At 61.8% G+C, this 17178-nt stretch carries 15 protein-coding genes; 10 read left to right on the top strand and 5 right to left on the bottom strand.

Annotated features, from left to right (window positions below):
• Positions 1-64 precede the first annotated feature (64 nt).
• From ACQ66J_RS12510 to meaB, 7 genes are all read left to right on the top strand, one after another.
• On the top strand, positions 65-385 hold the full coding sequence (locus ACQ66J_RS12510) for a heavy metal-binding domain-containing protein (RefSeq protein WP_430431891.1): 321 nt from the start codon (positions 65-67) through the stop codon (positions 383-385).
• 164 nt (positions 386-549) lie between these two features.
• On the top strand, positions 550-834 hold the full coding sequence (locus tag ACQ66J_RS12505; protein WP_430431890.1) for a GIY-YIG nuclease family protein: 285 nt from the start codon (positions 550-552) through the stop codon (positions 832-834).
• Positions 835-1092: 258 nt separating this feature from the next.
• A complete protein-coding gene (locus tag ACQ66J_RS12500; protein ID WP_375549396.1) occupies positions 1093-1524 on the top strand; it encodes a peptidase S1 in 432 nt (143 codons plus the stop codon).
• 293 nt (positions 1525-1817) lie between these two features.
• Positions 1818-2255: a peptidase S1 gene (locus tag ACQ66J_RS12495; RefSeq protein ID WP_375549397.1), complete on the top strand. Its 438-nt coding sequence runs from the start codon at positions 1818-1820 to the stop codon at positions 2253-2255.
• A 177-nt stretch (positions 2256-2432) separates the two neighbouring features.
• A complete protein-coding gene (locus tag ACQ66J_RS12490; RefSeq protein WP_430431889.1) occupies positions 2433-2948 on the top strand; it encodes a CC0125/CC1285 family lipoprotein in 516 nt (171 codons plus the stop codon).
• A gap of 69 nt (positions 2949-3017) precedes the next feature.
• Positions 3018-3533, top strand: coding sequence for a CC0125/CC1285 family lipoprotein (locus ACQ66J_RS12485; protein WP_430431888.1), 516 nt, complete (start codon positions 3018-3020; stop codon positions 3531-3533).
• Between the two features lie 60 nt (positions 3534-3593).
• Positions 3594-4562, top strand: a complete 969-nt coding sequence (gene meaB, locus ACQ66J_RS12480; RefSeq protein ID WP_430431887.1) for a methylmalonyl Co-A mutase-associated GTPase MeaB — start codon at positions 3594-3596, stop codon at positions 4560-4562.
• 15 nt (positions 4563-4577) lie between these two features.
• On the opposite strand, the gene ACQ66J_RS12475 is transcribed toward meaB, so the two are convergent.
• The 3 genes from ACQ66J_RS12475 to ACQ66J_RS12465 form a co-directional block, all read right to left on the bottom strand.
• Positions 4578-5114, bottom strand: a complete 537-nt coding sequence (locus ACQ66J_RS12475; RefSeq protein ID WP_430431886.1) for a helix-hairpin-helix domain-containing protein — start codon at positions 5112-5114, stop codon at positions 4578-4580.
• Positions 5114-6196: a hypothetical protein gene (locus ACQ66J_RS12470; protein WP_430431885.1), complete on the bottom strand. Its 1083-nt coding sequence runs from the start codon at positions 6194-6196 to the stop codon at positions 5114-5116. The genes ACQ66J_RS12475 and ACQ66J_RS12470 overlap by 1 nt, the downstream gene beginning before the upstream one ends.
• A gap of 70 nt (positions 6197-6266) precedes the next feature.
• Positions 6267-7667: a helix-turn-helix domain-containing protein gene (locus tag ACQ66J_RS12465; RefSeq protein WP_430431884.1), complete on the bottom strand. Its 1401-nt coding sequence runs from the start codon at positions 7665-7667 to the stop codon at positions 6267-6269.
• Positions 7668-7811: 144 nt separating this feature from the next.
• On the opposite strand from ACQ66J_RS12465, the gene aceA reads away from it, so the two are divergent.
• From aceA to aceB, 3 genes are all read left to right on the top strand, one after another.
• Positions 7812-9107 (top strand): isocitrate lyase, encoded by a 1296-nt coding sequence (gene aceA, locus ACQ66J_RS12460; protein WP_430431883.1) that lies wholly within the window; start codon positions 7812-7814, stop codon positions 9105-9107.
• A gap of 150 nt (positions 9108-9257) precedes the next feature.
• A complete protein-coding gene (rraA, locus tag ACQ66J_RS12455) occupies positions 9258-9743 on the top strand; it encodes a ribonuclease E activity regulator RraA (protein ID WP_430431882.1) in 486 nt (161 codons plus the stop codon).
• A gap of 17 nt (positions 9744-9760) precedes the next feature.
• Positions 9761-11359, top strand: a complete 1599-nt coding sequence (aceB, locus tag ACQ66J_RS12450; protein ID WP_430431881.1) for a malate synthase A — start codon at positions 9761-9763, stop codon at positions 11357-11359.
• A 182-nt stretch (positions 11360-11541) separates the two neighbouring features.
• Here aceB and ACQ66J_RS12445 read toward each other — a convergent pair whose 3' ends face one another.
• Both ACQ66J_RS12445 and ACQ66J_RS12440 read right to left on the bottom strand, forming a co-directional pair.
• On the bottom strand, positions 11542-14088 hold the full coding sequence (locus tag ACQ66J_RS12445; RefSeq protein WP_430431880.1) for a TonB-dependent receptor: 2547 nt from the start codon (positions 14086-14088) through the stop codon (positions 11542-11544).
• A 398-nt stretch (positions 14089-14486) separates the two neighbouring features.
• Entirely contained in the window at positions 14487-17039 is a 2553-nt protein-coding gene (locus ACQ66J_RS12440; protein WP_430431879.1) for a TonB-dependent receptor, read from the bottom strand.
• Between the last annotated feature and the right edge of the window lie 139 nt (positions 17040-17178).

The following is a 17178-nucleotide window of genomic DNA, read 5'->3' as shown; positions in this document are numbered from 1 at the left end:
AGGTGACATCCATCAAGTGAGGCTCCACGCTTCGCCTCACAGACACAAGCCAAGGAGCCGCCCGATGATCGTCACCACCACCCCGTCCGTCGAAGACCAGCACATCCAGGACTATAAGGGCGTCGTCACCGGCGAGGCGATCCTCGGTGCGCACCTGTTCCGGGATTTGTTCGCGGGCATTCGCGACATTGTCGGCGGTCGGTCAGGCTCGTACGAGAAATCTCTGCGCGAGGCGCGCCAAATCGCGCTGTCAGAGCTTGAAGACGAAGCGCGCAAGCTCGGCGCAAACGCCGTGGTAGGCGTGGATCTCGACTATGAAGTGATCGGCGAGCAAGGCTCCATGCTGATGGTGTCCGCGTCAGGGACTGCGGTGGTGCTGGGGTGAGAGCATTCTGAAGCGCTGTGAATGCTTCACCCGACCGGCATGGGTTCGCCGGACAAGCCGTAGAATGACAAACTCAAAGACTAAACACATGTCATCCCCCGCTTAATGCGGGGGATCCATTCCGTGACATTGCCGACGAGCCTATCGGCGGCCATGCTCGAGCCATGTACTTCGTCTACCTCATGGCCAGTCGAAAGCATCGGACGCTCTATTGCGGCGTCACCAATGATCTGATGCGCCGTGTCTATGAGCACCGCGAAGGACTGATTGAGGGCTTCACAGAGAGCTATGGTGTCAAACGGCTCGTCTGGTTCGAGCCTCATGATAGCGTTGAACACGCCATTCGACGCGAGAAACGCATCAAGAATTATCCACGCCAATGGAAGATCAATCTGATTGAGACCGAGAACGCCGAATGGGCGGACCTCTGGAACCGTCTTTCGCTCTGAGAACGACCGGCATGGATCCCCCGCATGAAGCGGGGGATGACAGACTGAAAATTAGAAGCATGTCATTCAACGCGAGGCACTTTCCCCCAACCCTCTCAGGGTTAACGCGAATTTTTTGCGATTTGCAGATCGCGATCACCTTGCGTTCATCTTTGACGGGGCAAGGTCCGCCTGCATTCGCCGCCACTCTTCAACACAGGGCGGACGAGCCGGGCTGGCGACAGGCGCCAGACGAACACACCTTTCTTGGGGGACGCCATGAACAAGACTTTCCTGACCGCCGTCGCGATGGCCGCCATCGCCAGCACCGCCGCCATCGCTCAGGACTACACCCTGGACCCGACCTATGGCACGCATTCGCTGAACGCCGGCTTCCTGCCCGATCCGGCTGAGCTGCAGATCACCGCCGGCGGCCTGGTTGATGCAGGCAATGTGGGCTGTGCGGGCGTTATCGCCAACGCACCCGACGCGCGCCTGATGTGGGGCGGCGGCAGCATGACCATCGGCGCCAACTCCAACGATGACACCACCTTGGTGGTCAATGCGCCGGACGGCGAGTGGTATTGTTCTGACGACGTGAACGGCCTGAACCCGGCCCTCTCATTCAGCGCCGCCGGCCAGTACGACGTCTGGGTCGGCGTCTATGATGGCGACAACGCCCCGGCGACCCTTTACGTCACCGAATACTAGTCGCTTCGCTTAACGCAGATCACCGAAAGGCGGCGCTCATCCAGGGCGCCGCTTTTTTGTTCAGGCCGTGGCAAAATGTCCTGAAACGGCCGACGCCTCAAACAACACCGCTCTCTTTTCACGCGCAAATATCTCAATAAGAACAAATTTGTGTAGATTTGCGTCACAATCACCTTGCGTTCATGTTTGGCAGGTCATGGTGCCCCTGTCTCGTATCCGACTTGCGCAATACGCGAGGCGAGCACTAGGCTGGCGACCATCGCCAGTACACTTAATCTCTTTTGGGGGACGCCATGAAAAAGACCTTTCTGACCGCCGTCGCTATCGCCGCTGTCGCCAGCACCGCCGCCATCGCTCAAGATTACAGCCTGAACCCGAATTTCGGCACGTATTCACTGTCGCCGGGTTTCCTGCCGGATCCATCTGAAGTGAACATCGTCGCAGGCGGCTCCATCAACGCCTCGCGCCTGGGCGGCAGCTGCGCCGGCAACATCTCCAACGCACCAGACGTGCGTCTTCAGTGGTCGGGCGGCCGCATGACGATTGGCGCGCGCTCGGGCTCAGACACCACGCTGGTGGTCAACGCCCCTGACGGCAGCTGGTATTGCAATGACGACGCCAATGGTCTGGACCCGGCCATGGTGTTCAACCAGGGCGGCCAGTACGACATCTGGGTCGGCACCTATAATGGCGGCACCGCCTCTGCGACCCTGTACGTCACTGAATACTAAGGCGTTTCGCCTGATTGAACGACATGGAGCGGCGCCCGTATCGGGCGCCGCTTTTTATTGGTGACTTCGTCTGTGAACATCAGAACCGTCATCCATTGCGCCCAGGCTTGGGTTTGCCCCTGTTTCGCCACGACAATCAGGTTAGTCTGACGGCAATTCCGTTTCAGGAGATTTGCCATGCCTCGCGCCCTCCTTGTCAGCCTGACTGCACTCAGCCTCGCCGCCTGCGCTTCCAGCGCCGGGCCGGTTTATGGCCCGTCCAGCGCCTATTCCAATGGCGCAGGCTATTCCGACTATCGCATTGAGAATGACCGCTGGCGCATCCGGTATACGGGCGCACGCGGTCAGGATGAGGACGATATCGAGCGGCTGGCCTTGCGGCGCGCAGGTGAGCTGGCGATCTCCAACGGCTATGACTGGTTCACCGTGGTCCAGCGCCAAATCGACACCGAGGGCGATGAAAACGAGCAGCCCGTGCGCGTGGGCGGCTCGATTGGCCAGACCTTCGGCTCAGGCGGATTTCGCGGCTCCAGCGTCGGCATCGGCATCGCCATCAATCCTGGAGCCGGCAAGACCGAAACCGAGCTGAGCCTCGAGATCATCGCCGGCCGCGGCGAGCCCCGCCCTGAGGGCGCCTATGACGCGGCGCGTATGGCCAATCCCGCCGGCGCCTACGCCCCAGGCGCCCTCTAGAGCCTGACTTGCGAATTCTCGCGAACCGGTCGACTTTCAAAGACTCGTGAACACAGCAAAGAGGCGGGCATGCGCGCGCTATGGCTCACCGGACCGCTCGCCCTGGTCGCTCTGACCGGGTGCGCCGTCACCTCCGACGCTTTTGTCAGCCCGCCGCTTAGCGCCTATGGCCCGGCCAGCGCCAGCGTGGACGGGCTGGGCTATGACGCGTTGCGTACGGGGCCCGAAACCTGGCGGGTCTGGTACACCGCCCATGCCCGCACAGACCACGCCCAGGTTGAACAGTACGCCCTGCGCCACGCCGCCGAGACAGTTCACAACGCCGGCTATGCCTGGTTCCGCATCCGATATGAGGCGACGCCGCGCCATGCAGACGGCTATCGTCCGGTCAGCCGGTCAGGTGACATCACGCCCGCCTATGTGGACGATGTGGAGCGCGCCGGGCCGATGGGGCTGGTGCGAAACTGGGTTTTCCGTGAAGGCCCGCAAGGCCAGATCACCGCAATCCTCGACGTTCAGGGCGGACGGGGCGCGCGTCCGGGCGGCGCTCATGATCCGCTGGTGATCCTCGGCTCTTATCCGTAATCGCGAGCGAATGACACAATTGCGCTTGCCCCTCGTCCCGGCTCGCGTTTGAACAGACCCATGACATATGCGCTCGCAGACAAGCTGATCGATGGAGATCGCGCCGCCCTCGCCCGCGGCATCACCCTGGTGGAATCCACACGCCCCGAGCATCAGGCCCGGGCGCGGGATTTGCTCACTCACGTCATGGACCGGACCGGCAAAGCTTGGCGTGTCGGGCTGACGGGTGTGCCGGGCGTGGGCAAGTCCACCTTGATAGAACGACTGGGCGGGCATCTGACGGCGCAGGGCCGCAAGGTCGCCGTGCTGGCGGTGGATCCGTCTTCGTCGCGCACCAAAGGCTCCATTCTGGGCGACAAGACCCGCATGGGCGCGCTGGCGGTAGACCGCAACGCCTTCATCCGTCCCTCGCCTAGCGCCGGGTCCCTGGGCGGCGTCGCCCGCAAAACCCGCGAATCCATGCTGCTGTGCGAAGCCGCAGGCTATGATGTGGTGATCGTCGAGACGGTGGGCGTGGGCCAGTCTGAAACTGTCGTGGCGGACATGGTGGACGTGTTCGTGGCGTTGATGCTGCCCGGCGCTGGCGACGAATTGCAAGGCATCAAGAAGGGGCTGCTGGAGCTGGCGGAAATCCTATTCGTCAACAAGGCGGACGGCGAAAACGACACCCGCGCCCGCCGCGCCCAGCGCGACCTTGAAGCGGCGCTGCATCTGTTCGCGCCCGTCAGCCCCCACTGGAGCCCGGCGGTTTTGAGAGGCTCAGGCCTGACCGGTGACGGCGTTGAAGCGTTGTGGGAGACGGTCAAGAAGCACCGCCAGGCGCTGGACAGCGCAGGCGCGCTTCACGCCAAGCGCTCCGGCCAGCAGGTGCGCTGGTTGTGGTCGATGGTGGAAGAGCGGGTGCTGCAGAGCTTTCACGCCGACCCTGACATCAAGACGCTGGCGCCAGAGCTTGAACGGGCGGTCGCGGACGGACGCTTGCCCGCCAGCGAGGCCGCAGAGCGGCTGTGGCGGGCCAACCAGAACTAAACCATCTCGAAGCGCCTAGGCGGACAGCGCTTTCGCCTGCCCCACCCAGTCATCGCGTTCAATGCGTCCGCGACCGTTGATCACATCATCCATACGCGCCACATCGTCGGCGGTCCAGTTTGCGATCTGGGCCAGGGACGTCACCCCGTTCTCAGACAGTTTCGCCGCGGCTTTCGGGCCAAGCCCTTTGATCTGGGTGAGATCATCACTGACCGGCGCGGTCTCGGTTTCAGGCTCAGGGGTGCCTGACGTCTCATCAAAACCGTCGTTTTCAGAAGCGTCGTTTTCGGTACGGGTCACAAGATCCGGCGCCGTTTCTTGCAGCAAATCCGCCGCGCGCTTTTTCGGCGCCGCCGGTTCGGCCTTGAGCGGTTCTGCGTCCACTGTCGCGCTGCTGGCGTGACTGTGCGGCCCCTGGGCGGGTTCAAGCAGCCCCCGCGGGCCGGATTTCGGCGCCTCGTCGGATTTGCCGTGCAAAATCCAGCCTGTCACCACGCCGCCGATAAAGGCCAGCAGCAACAGGATCCACATATTCCAGATCAGCCACATCATCAGCCTTGTTCCTCTTCCAGTTCGGCGGTCATGGGTTCGGGGTCGGGTCGAGGCGTCAACCGGAACTGCAATGCGTCCTGGGCGCCCAGCGGCGCCGCCTCAGCCAGAAAATGAGTGCGCTCCACCCCGGCTTCCGCCATGGCGTCCGCCGCCGCCTCGCCGCGCATCAGAGCCAGACCTGCACCCTCATCGCCAGGTTCGTCGGCGCGCACGGCGATGATCAGATCACCAGCGCCTACACAGGCGGCATAGACTTCGCCTGCGCGGCGCAGCGCGGCGCGACTGTCAGCGGTCAAACCATTGCGGCCTGGCGCGAAGGCGATGGGGCGGCGCCCCAGCGCGCCCCGGATCAGCAATTCACATAATCCTGCATCGGTGAGTTCGGCCTGGTAGCTTTCACCATCCGCCCGAACGAGCGCGGCGGATTGAAATCCCGCTGGCGCATCCAGGAACTGGCGCCGCACATCTCGCGCAGCGGCGGAGCTGGGCGCAAGCCCGGTCAAGGCCGCACGATCACGCGTGACCAGCCCTGCCCCAGCATCCAATTGTCCCAGCGCACGGATCACTTCAGTCACCATCGGCTCCCAGCCGGCAGGCGCCGCGCCGGGGGCCAGACGGAAGTGGACATCCACGCGTCCAGAACTTTGCTCACGCGCCAGATCGGCCAGACGCTCGCCGGTTTCAGCATCGGGGATCAGGCCGACCAGATGCATGCGTCCGCCCGTCAGGTCCAGACGCAGAGCGAAACTCTCCGCCTCGCCAGGCAAACGGGTCTGGTCGACCATTTCAGTCACGCCGCCGGCGACGACGCCGCCCGCCCAACTGGCGGTCGCGACCGCCTGCAAAGCCGAATCACGCGCCTGGCGCGACGGCGCCAGACCACTGAGCGTGGCGGACTGCCCGTTCATCTCGACACGCGCCCATTCATCCGCGCGCATGGCGTACAGTGCGTCATCCGCAGCGCTTTGAAGGCGCTCTTCGAGCACCTGCGCGGACATCGGACTGGCGTGGATGGCGACACCGCCGAGCACAAGGAAGACTGCGCCCGCGATGAGAGCGGCTTTTCGACGTGGAGACAGCATGGCGGCGATCCGGAATCGGCGGCTGAAGGAGTGTGATCATACGACCTACTCCCAAGGATGGAAAAGCTTATTACTCCCCAAAACTGAACGGGGCGGCGCCGCGCAGATGAGGATCAGCGCGCAAGGCGCGTTGCATAGGAGGAAACGCACGCACGGCGCAATCGTTCCGATCACACAGACGGCAGGACAGGCCAATCGGAGTGAAACGCTCGCCAGGGCTGTAGATGATCCGGTCCTGGGCGCTGACTTCACATCCCACTGCGACCGCATTCAGCGCCGCCCCGCCATCCGCCAGAGGGCGCGTGACCGCGCGGGAGATGGAGATGAACCGGCTGCCATCGGTCAGTTCAAGCCCCTGAACCTGTAACTGTTCAGGCGTCCGGAACACATCATAGAGCCGCCAGCGCGCGCAGCCGCCGCCCGACCGGGCGAACGCCAGAACCCCGCCGCCGAACCGCTTGGTCACATTGCCGGCCTGATCGATCCGGATCATGAAGAAGGGCACGCCGCGCGCTCCCGGACGATGTAGCGTGGTCAGGCGATGGCAGACCTGCTCAAAGCTCACTTCAAATCGGCGGCGCAATGCGTCGATGTCATAGCGGCTGCGCTCCGCAGCTTCGAAAAAGGTCTGATACGGCATCATCAATGCAGCGGCGGCGTAACTCGCCAGGGTCGACCGCAACATCGCGCGCGCATCATCGCTGAGCCCGGACGCCCGGTGCGCCTCCTGATCGAGCACATCGCCCAATTCCAAATTGACCAAAGTCACCGCCAGGTGAAACACCCGGCCCGACGGCTCCAGCAGATCGGAGAGCAACAATTTGCGCGCATGAAAATCAAACCGACGCAACGCGCCGCCCATCACTGCGTCGTCATACAGGCGCACTGCGGCGCCGTGAGAGGATTTCAAACGCGCGGTCAGCGCCGCGCCCAGATCAGCCGTTTCATCCAGCCCGGCGCGAAACCGGTCGCAAGCGTCTTCAATGGCGGGGAAATAGTTCGAAGCATCATCCAGAGCGTCCCGCACTTCTTCCAGAGGGCTGAGAATGGACGCCCCCTCCTCCCCGGTCGCGCGCAGGGCCAGATCAGCGGCGGCGGCGTTGCTCTCGCGATAAGCCTGGTGAAGCTTCGCCAGCGCTTCAGCGGCGCGTGGATGAGCGTCCGCCAGCTCCTGCACGTCGCGCGCGTCCAGATCCGCGCTTTTCAGAACCGGGTCAGCAGCGGCTTCCTTGAGATCCGCCAGAAGCTGGCGGTCACTTTCCGCGGCGAAGGCGCGCACATCCACGTCGAACACGTCTGCGAGCGATAACAGGACACGCGCTGTGACCGGGCGCTGATTGCGCTCAAGCAAGTTGAGATAGCTGGGAGAGACGCTGAGGCTTTCAGCGAACTGGGCTTGGGTCTGGCCCAGCTCCTTGCGGAGGCGACGCAAGCGGGCGCCGGCGAATAGCTTTTCCTGAGAAGCGCTCATTTGTAAACTTTATTACATCAACACACTATGACAAGTGTGTATCGTATACCTCGTATCCTCTTTTTATGCAATGAGGTCGTGGCCACGCTGCAAGTGCGTTGTAAGGTCGTTGACAACAAATCTTGCAATGAAGGGGTAACCCCGATGACGACGTTTTATGATCTGGTTCCCGCCGCCGCAAAAGGCCGCTTTGACGGCATTGAGCGCAATTATTCCGCTGAGGATGTTCTCAAGCTGCGCGGTTCCGTGCAGATCCAGCACACCCTCGCCGAGCGCGGCGCGGCCAAGCTGTGGGAGCTGATCAACAACGAGCCCTACATCAACGCGCTGGGCGCCCTGTCGGGCAACCAGGCCATGCAAATGGTGCGCGCAGGCCTGAAGGCGATCTATCTGTCTGGCTGGCAGGTCGCCGCTGACGCCAATGTCGCGGGCGCCATGTATCCCGACCAGTCTCTGTATCCGGCGAACTCCGCCCCGGAGCTGGCCAAGAAAATCAACCGCACCCTGCAGCGCGCCGACCAGATCGAAGTCGCTGAAAACGGCGAAGCCAGCCGTGACTGGTTCGCGCCGATCGTGGCCGACGCCGAAGCCGGTTTTGGCGGCACGCTCAACTGCTATGAGATCATGAAGGCCTTCATCGAAGCCGGCGCCGCAGGCGTTCACTTCGAAGATCAGGTCGCCGCAGAAAAGAAATGCGGACATCTGGGCGGCAAAGTGCTGATCCCGACCAGCCAGCATGAACGCAACCTCAACGCGGCGCGCCTGGCCGCCGATGTGATGGGCACGCCGACCCTGACGGTAGCCCGCACCGATGCGGAATCCGCCACCTTGATCAACTCAGACGTTGACGAGCGCGACCATGAGTTCATCGATTATGACGCTGGCCGCACCGCAGAGGGCTTCTACCGCCTGAAGCCGGGCATGGGCGTGGATCACTGCATCAAGCGTGGCCTGGCCTACGCCAAAGTCGCTGACCTTTTGTGGTGGGAGACGTCCAAGCCCAACCTGGAAGAAGCCAGGCGCTTCGCCGAGGCCGTGCAGAAAGAGTATCCCGGCAAGATGATGGCGTATAACTGCTCGCCCTCATTCAATTGGGAAGCCAATCTGGACAAGGCCACCATCGAGACCTACCAGCGTGAGCTGGGCGCGATGGGCTACAAGTTCCAGTTCGTGACGCTGGCGGGCTTCCACCAGCTCAATTACGGCATGTTCCAGCTGGCTTCCGGCTATCGCGATCGCGGCATGGGCGCCTATTCCGAACTGCAACAGGCCGAGTTCGGCGCCGAGAAGGATGGCTACACCGCCACCCGTCACCAGCGCGAAGTGGGCACCGGCTATTTCGACCTCGTGAACATGACCCTGTCTGGCGGCAAAGCCTCGACCACCGCCATGGGCGCCTCCACCGAGACCGACCAGTTCACCACCGACGCAGCGGAATAATCCGCTCTATCGACCTCAGGGATTGCGTTGGTGGACACGCAATCCCTGACTGAGGGCGCTGTGGCGGGCCGCTGGATGCCCGCCCGGCGCTCTCAAGCATTTCTGGACCCGCATTTTCCACCTCTGCTTACCCCTGACCAGGAGACCTTCATGACCCCGGTTTGCGATTTATGCGACGCGTTCCCCGAGGCTGTTCAAGTGCTCGAGCCCGTCCTCAAATCGTATGGCGGCGAACAGGCGTTTTTTGGCCAGGTGGAGACCATCCGCACCCATGAAGACAATTCGCGTGTTCGCGACGCGGTCAATGAGCCCGGATCCGGCCGCATACTGGTCGTTGATGGCGGCGCATCGCTGAAGCGTTCGCTGCTGGGCGGAGATCTCGCCGGCAAGGCCGCCAGCAACGGCTGGGCGGGCGTGATCGTCAATGGCGCCGTGCGCGATGCAGCGGAGCTGGAAAGAGAAGCCCTCGGCGTACTCGCCCTGGCGCTGATCCCGATGAAAACCGAAAAGCGCGATCTTGGCGTGCGCGGCGTACCGATCACTGTGGCGGGCGCCGTCGTGCGCCGCGGTGACTGGCTCTATGCTGACCGGGACGGCGTTATCGTCTCCGCCGAGCCGCTGCATCTGCAAACCTGAAACCATAGGAGCGCCCCATGAGCGTCGCCCCCGAAGGCCTTGTCATCCATGGCCCGATGAAGCCCGGCTTTGAACACATTCTCACCCCGGACGCGCTGAGCCTGCTCGCTGACGTGCACCGCCGGTTTGACGGTGAGCGCCTCGCGCTCTTGCAAGAGCGGCTGAAGCGCCAGGCGCGACTGGATTCAGGCGAAGAGACCCTCGATTTTGCCAAAGAGACCCAGGCCATCCGCAAAGGCGACTGGACAATCCCCGCCGCGCCAGCCGATCTCCAGGACCGCCGGGTTGAGATCACGGGTCCGGTGGATCGCAAAATGGTCATCAACGCGCTGAACTCTGGCGCGAAATGCTTCATGGCCGACTTCGAAGACGCCTCGACTCCCTCTTGGGAGAACATGGTCGAAGGCCAGATCAATTTGCGTGACGCCAATGCGCGCACCATCGGTTTTACGGATGAAAAGTCGGGCAAATCCTATGCGCTGAAAGAGGATCCGGCGGTTCTGATCGCTCGGGCGCGCGGCCTGCATCTGGACGAAGCGCATGTGACGGTTGACGGCGCGCCGGTGTCGGGCGGCTTCTTCGACTTTGTGCTCTATCTCTTCCACAACCATGCCAGCACGGCGAAAAACGGATCCGGCCCGTATTTCTACATTCCCAAGCTGGAAACACGCTTTGAGGCGAGGCTCTGGTCGCTGGTGATCCGCCATTGCGAAGAAGCGCTCGGGCTTGCGCGCGGCACGGTGCGCATCACGGTGCTGATCGAGACCCTGCCGGCGGCCTTCGAACTCGACGAGATCCTCTACGAGCTGCGTGAGAACATCACCGCCTTCAACGCTGGTCGCTGGGATTACATCTTCAGCTATATCAAACGGCAGAAATCAGACAGCGGCAAAGTGCTGCCCGATCGCGCCCAGGTGACCATGGCCGCCCCCTTCATGGCGGCCTACGCCCAGCGCGTGATCGCCGTTTGCCATCGCCGCGGCGCCCACGCCATGGGCGGCATGTCCGCCTTTATCCCGGTGAAGGGCGATGACGCCGCCAATGAGGCAGCGGTCGAGAAGGTGAAAGCGGACAAGACCCGCGAAGCCAGCATCGGCCATGACGGCGCCTGGGTGGCGCACCCCGCGCTGGTCCCGGTGGCCATGGCGGCGTTCGACGCCGTCATGCCAGGCCCCAACCAGCTCGACAAAAAGCCCGAGACCAAAGAGGACCGCAGCGCGCTGACCGAGCCGTGCGAAGGCACGATCACCGAGGCGGGGCTATATGGCAACGTCGATGTCGCCATCCGTTATATCGCCAGCTGGCTGCAAGGCCGTGGCGCCGCGCCGATCCACAATCTGATGGAAGACGCCGCTACGGCGGAAATCTCCCGCGCCCAGCTCTGGCAATGGCGCACCCATGGCGCAAAGACCGATGATGGCCAACTGATCGACGCTGATCGCATCAAGACCGTAATCGCCAAGGCCTCTGACGCCATCAAGCAGGAAGTGGGCGACAACGCCTGGGCTGGTGGGCGCTTGTCAGAAGCCGCTGACATCCTGACGGAGTTGGCGTTAAGCGACACGTTTGAGGAATTTCTCACCCTGCCCGCTTATCAGAAAATCCAGTCGCGTTGATCAGAACGATATGACGGAGTCAGGGCGGCCCGAGGGCCGCCCTTTTTTTGTTCTGCGAGGGGTCCGCGCCTCAAGCTGGCGGTGCAAAAGACAAAGCACAAAAGACAAGGGCCGGAGCTTGTGCTCCGGCCCTCGCCATCCTCCCTGACTGGTCTTTTTTTCGCCAATCAGTTGTCTTGATCTTACCACTCCTTGCGAAGCGTCACACCCCAGGTTCTGGGAGCGCCCATAAAGGCGCCAAAGCCGCCAGACTGAGCGAACTGGTCGAACGCCACCTGAGCATAGGCTTCATCGGTGAGGTTGCGGCCCCAGGCTTCAAGTGACCATTCGCCGTCAGCCTGTGACAGACCGACACGCGCGTTCAGGATGGTGAAGGCGTCTTGAACCTTCTCCGGGTCCAGGTCAGAGCCCGTATTGTACTCGCTGACATAACGGGCATCCAGGCTCGCCAGACCCCAGATATCGCCCCAGATAGGACGCTCATAGATCACCTGCGCCGTCAGGAAGTTTTCCGGCGACAGAGAAATCTGGTTGCCGCGCAGATTCGGCGCGGTCGAGGCTTCATCGCCATATTCGGCGTTCACATAGGCGTAGCCGCCCGAGATATCGAGACCGTCGATCGGCGTGGCGTAGGCGAAGTCGATCTCAACACCGTAGCTTTCGATGCTAGCGATGGAGTCCACCACGAACGAAATGCCCGTGAAGGTGTTGAGCTGGAAGTCCTCAACCTCCTGATAGAAGGCGTTGGCGTTCAGCTGCAGCACATTGCCGAAGAGCTGGGATTTGAAGCCCACTTCATAGGCGTCAATGATTTCCGGCGCGAAGCCAGAATCCACATCGGTATAGCCAAGGGCGGGATCAATCGGACCGTTGAATGAGCGGTCAAGGTTGAAACCACCCGCTTTGAAGCCGCGCGAATACCCGACATAGCCCATGAAATCGTCTGCAAAATCATAGGTCAGGCGGACCGTACCCGAAACTTGCTCATCGGTGCGCTCACGATCATAGCCGGTCTGGTCCAGAGCCGTCCGGGCATACGGCAGACAGATATTGCCTGCAGCCGTAGCCAGACCGGAAATAGACGCCGCCGGCAGTCCTGCTGCAGTCGCAGCGGCCACAAGGCCCGCCACAGGGTCTGGTCCGAACGCCGTTTCCAAGGCGCCGCAAGCCGCGGGGCTGTTGGTATTAAATGTGGCGTACACGTTCTTGGTCTCGTGCGTATAACGCAGACCCGCCGTCAGGCTGAGATTGTCCGTCAGACGATAGGTGTTGTGGGTGAACAGCGCCCAGCTTTCCGCCGTCTGATCATACACGTCACCGGCGACACCCGTGCCCTCGGGAATGGCGGAGCCCGGTGCCGGGATCGGCAGCACGCCCTGTGCGCCCGGAACACCGATCAGAGCGGCGACAGGCGCAAGCCCAGCCATGGCTTGCAAAGTAGCGGAGACGCCAGCCGTCGTCCCCAGCGGCGGCACGGAGCCAGCCGTCAGAAGGCGTCCCAGATAGCCCTCCCAGTCATCGCCGAAGCGGATCGCGTCGCCCAGTTCCAGCTCTTCATGAGATAGGAAACCGCCCACGAGCCAGTCCAGATCACCCCAGATGCCCGTCAGGCGGACTTCTTGGGAAAAACGGCTCAGGTCCGTGTAATTGCCGTCAGCGCGATACGCGATATCGGCCGTCGAATAATCGATATCCTGGGTCCGGCTGTTTTCCCACTGACGCCAGGAGGTGACGCTGGTCAGGGTGCCGATCGGCAATTCAATGTCGAACTCGGCGGAGACCCCTTGGTCTTCGACCTCTTGCACATATTCGCGGTTTGCATACGCCACGCGCGCTTCAGGGTCGGCCGGCTGCATCACCTGACCGCCGACAGAGCCAACAAAGACGGCCGGGGTAGCCGCATAATCCCATTGCACCGCCGAGCAGCACAGCTCATCGCGCTTGGAGTAATCCGCGATAAAGCGCCCTTCAACGGAATTGCTGGGCGTCCACAAGGCTTGTGCGCGGAACGTGAAATACTCTTGCGTTTCAGAGTTGGTGACTTCCGCCGGGCCGTTTCCGTCGTCCAGAATCAGCTGCTGAAATCCGTCACGATCACCCGTAGCGCCGAACAAGCGGACAGCCAGCACGTCTTCAAAAATCGGCCCCGTGATCGAACCGCTGAAACGGCTGTAGCCATAATCGCCAAGCGAGGCTTCCAGACTGCCGCCCGCTTCAAACTCAGGTGCAGCTGTGACGACATTCAGAACGCCTGCCGAGGTATTCTTGCCAAACAGCGTGCCCTGCGGACCGCGCAGCACTTCGATACGTTCAATTTCACCGAGATCGCCAAAGCCCACGCCGTTACGCGACCGGAACACGCCGTCGATGTAAACGCCGACCGAGCTTTCCAGGCCGAAATTGTCGCCCACTGTGCCGATGCCGCGAATACGGGCGGTGGTGATGGTCTCGGACTGGGTCGAGGTCACCATCAGGCCCGGTGCGATCGAAATCAGATCCTTGATGTCCTTCACGCCGGCGTTGGCGAGCGCATCAGTGTCATAGGCGCCGATGGACAGCGGCACGTCCTGTGCGCTTTCTTCACGCTGTTGCGCCGTAACCGTGATGACGTCGACGGTGCGGCGCTCGCCGCCACCGACCTGCTCAAAGACCTGCGCTTGCGCAGCCGCGCCCAGCACAAAAGTGGATGCGGCCGCATAAAGAGCGGTGCGCGTGAACTTAGACATCATGAATTTGTCTCCTCCCTAATTCAGCGCGTCCGGCATCGCCGGTGGCCGTTGGGCGCGAGTCCGCGCCATTCATCGCTGACTAATGTCCATACAAAGGTGACTGATTTTGCAAAGGCATGGAAGCACCCAATAGCGCTTAAGCATTCTCGCAGAGGCCATATGGGGTGCTTTTTTGAATTTTGATATACAACTGTTGCGGCACAGTCACGATGACGCGAACGTCAATCTATGTTGCAGCTGCACAGTACAATTGGATTGTTGACTGAAAACACGCGCTGCATATGCAGCAAAACCCGCCAATCGAGCCAGCGTCAGAATCATTCAAGCAGATAAAAGAAAAGGCCGATTCCTTTCGGAATCGGCCTTTCGCATCTGCAGCTAAGTCGCGAAGTGGGGTTTTACCACTCCGTACGCAGGGTCACGCCCCAGGTGCGCGGCGCTCCGAGGAAGGCCGAATAGCTAGCGGTGCCGCGAGCGTCGAGCGATGTGCCCGCGCCCGCGCGACGGCCTTGAGCGAAGGCGTCAATCGCCACTTGCGCATAGGTCTCGTCGGTGAGGTTGCGGCCCCACAGCTCGACGGACCATGCGCCGTCTTCACGCCCCAGGCCCAGACGGGCGTTCACTGTGGTGAAAGCGTCCTGCACCTTTTCCGGATCCAGATCGGAACCGGTGTTGTACTCGGACGCCCAGCGCGCATCCACGCTGGCGCTGGCCAGCAGGGTGTCGAAAACCGGACGCGAATAGATCACCTGGGTGGTGAAGGTCTGATCAGGAACCAGCGAGAAGTCCTGGCCTTGCAGCGCATCCACCAGCGGGTCGCCCGTATTCACCTCAGTGTACTCGGTGTTGGTGTAGGCATAGCCGGCAGTCAGATCGAGACCCTCGATCGGGGTGGCGTAGAAGAAGTCCAGTTCCACGCCATAGGTCTCAGCTTCTTCAATGCTCTCAACCACAAAGGCGATGCCATTGAAGGTGTTGAGCTGGAAGTCGCCGACTTGCTGGAAAAACGCAGAGCCGTTGAGCTGGACCACATTGCCGAACAACTGGGATTTGAAGCCGATCTCGTAGGAATCCACGGTTTCAGCCGCAAAGGAGTTGTCAGAGTTCAGATAACCGTCTGCGCCGATCGGGCCGTTGAGCTGGCGGTCCAGGTTGAACCCGCCCGCCTTGAAGCCGCGCGAATAACCGCCGAAGACCATGACATCATCATTGATGTCGTAGGTCAGACGCAGGGTGCCGGACACTTCTTCGTCCGTGCGCGCATTATCATATCCGTTCGCGTCCAGACCGGTCCGCGCGTACGGCAGACAGATATTGGCGATCGCGGTGGCGCCGCCCTGGATGGTCGCGGCCGGAAGGTTCTGCGCGGTCGCTGCGGCGATGAACCCGTTGATCGGATCAAAACCGAACGCCTGTTCGACAGCCGCACAGGCCAGCGGCTGGTTGGTGTCGAAGGTCGCGTAAACGTCCTTGTTTTCATGGGTGTAACGCAGACCTGCGGTCACCGTCAGATTGTCAGTCAGACGATAGGCGTTGTGCGTGAACACAGCCCAGCTGTCCGCTGTTTGATTGTACACGTCCTGATTCACGCCCTGGCCGCCCAGAAATGCGGAGCCGGGGGGAATATTGATCAGACCGCCCGTCAGCTGCGCCAGCGTAGCGCTGACGCCTGCCGGCGTGCCCAGCGGCGGCACGGCGCCCGCCGTCAGAGAGCGGCCCAGGAAGGCTTCCCAGTCATCGCCGAGACGGATGGCGTCGCCCAGCACCAGATCTTCATGCGAGTAGAACGCGCCCACAAGCCAGTCGAGATCACCCCATTGACCGTTCAGGCGCACTTCCTGGGAGAGGCGCTCGATATCAGTGTAGTTGTTGTCGCTGTCGCGATAGGCCAGGTCCGCGCTGGTGTAGTCGATGTCCTGGCTGCGAGAATTCTCCCAGTTACGGAAAGAGGTGACGGTGGTCAGCGTACCGATCGGCAGCTCGATATCGAATTCCGCGGACATGCCCCAGTCTTCGACCATCTGTTCGTATGTGCGGTTGGAGAAGGCGACGCGCTCACTCGGGTCCGCCGGGTACAGGGTGTCGCCGCCAACCGAATTCACCAGTGCGATTCCGGCCGGGGTGTAATCCCAGGAGGCTGCAGAACAGCACACTTCATCACGCTTGGTGTAATCGGCGATCAGGCGCCCCGTGACAGACTCGCTCGGAGTCCACTCCAGCTGACCGCGCATGGACCAGAAGCCCTGATCGTCAGAATCCGTATTCGTGTACTGGCCATTCTGGTCTTGGACATACAGGTCCATATAGCCGTTGCGCTGACCTTGCACCGCAAACACACGGCCTGCCAGCACGTCTTCGATAATGGCGCCGGTCAGGTGGCCGCTGAAACGTGAGTAGCCGAAATCGCCGATGGTCGCTTCAAGAGCGCCGCCGTTTTCAAACTCAGGGCCTGCGGTGACGATGTTCAGAACGCCAGCGGAGGTGTTCTTGCCAAACAGCGTGCCTTGCGGGCCGCGCAGGACTTCGATCCGCTCAAGCTCGCCCAGATCGTTGAAACCCACGCCGTTACGCGCGCGGAAGACGCCGTCGATATAGACGCCGACTGAACTTTCCAGGCCAAAGTTGTCGCCCACAGTGCCGATGCCGCGAATACGGGCGGTGGTGATGGTCTCGGACTGGGTCGATGTTACGATCAGGCCCGGCGCAATCGCCTGCAGGTCCTTGATGTCGCGCACGCCGGCGTTGGCGAGCGCTTGGGTATCATAGGCGCCAATAGAGATCGGAACGTCTTGTGCGCTTTCTTCACGCTGCTGAGCGGTGACCGTGATCACGTCGACCGTACGGCGTTCGCCGCCGCCGACCTGATCGAAAACTTGCGCTTGAGATGCTGCGCTGAGCGTCAGGCTCGACGCCGCTGCAAGCAAGGCGATCCGTTTGAAGGATGACACCATGGAGACTCTCCCTGATTGAACGCAGTCTTCATCCGACTGCTTGTCTATCTGATCAGCCTGAGGCTGGACGCGCGGACCATGACTGATTTGCAACGCAATAAAAAGATGCTGCATGCGCGCCATTCAGTCGAGAATGGCT

This window comes from Oceanicaulis sp., assembly GCF_965284345.1.
GTDB classification, from domain to species: Bacteria; Pseudomonadota; Alphaproteobacteria; order Caulobacterales; family Maricaulaceae; genus Oceanicaulis; species Oceanicaulis alexandrii_A.
This window is presented reverse-complemented; position numbering and strand designations above follow the sequence as displayed.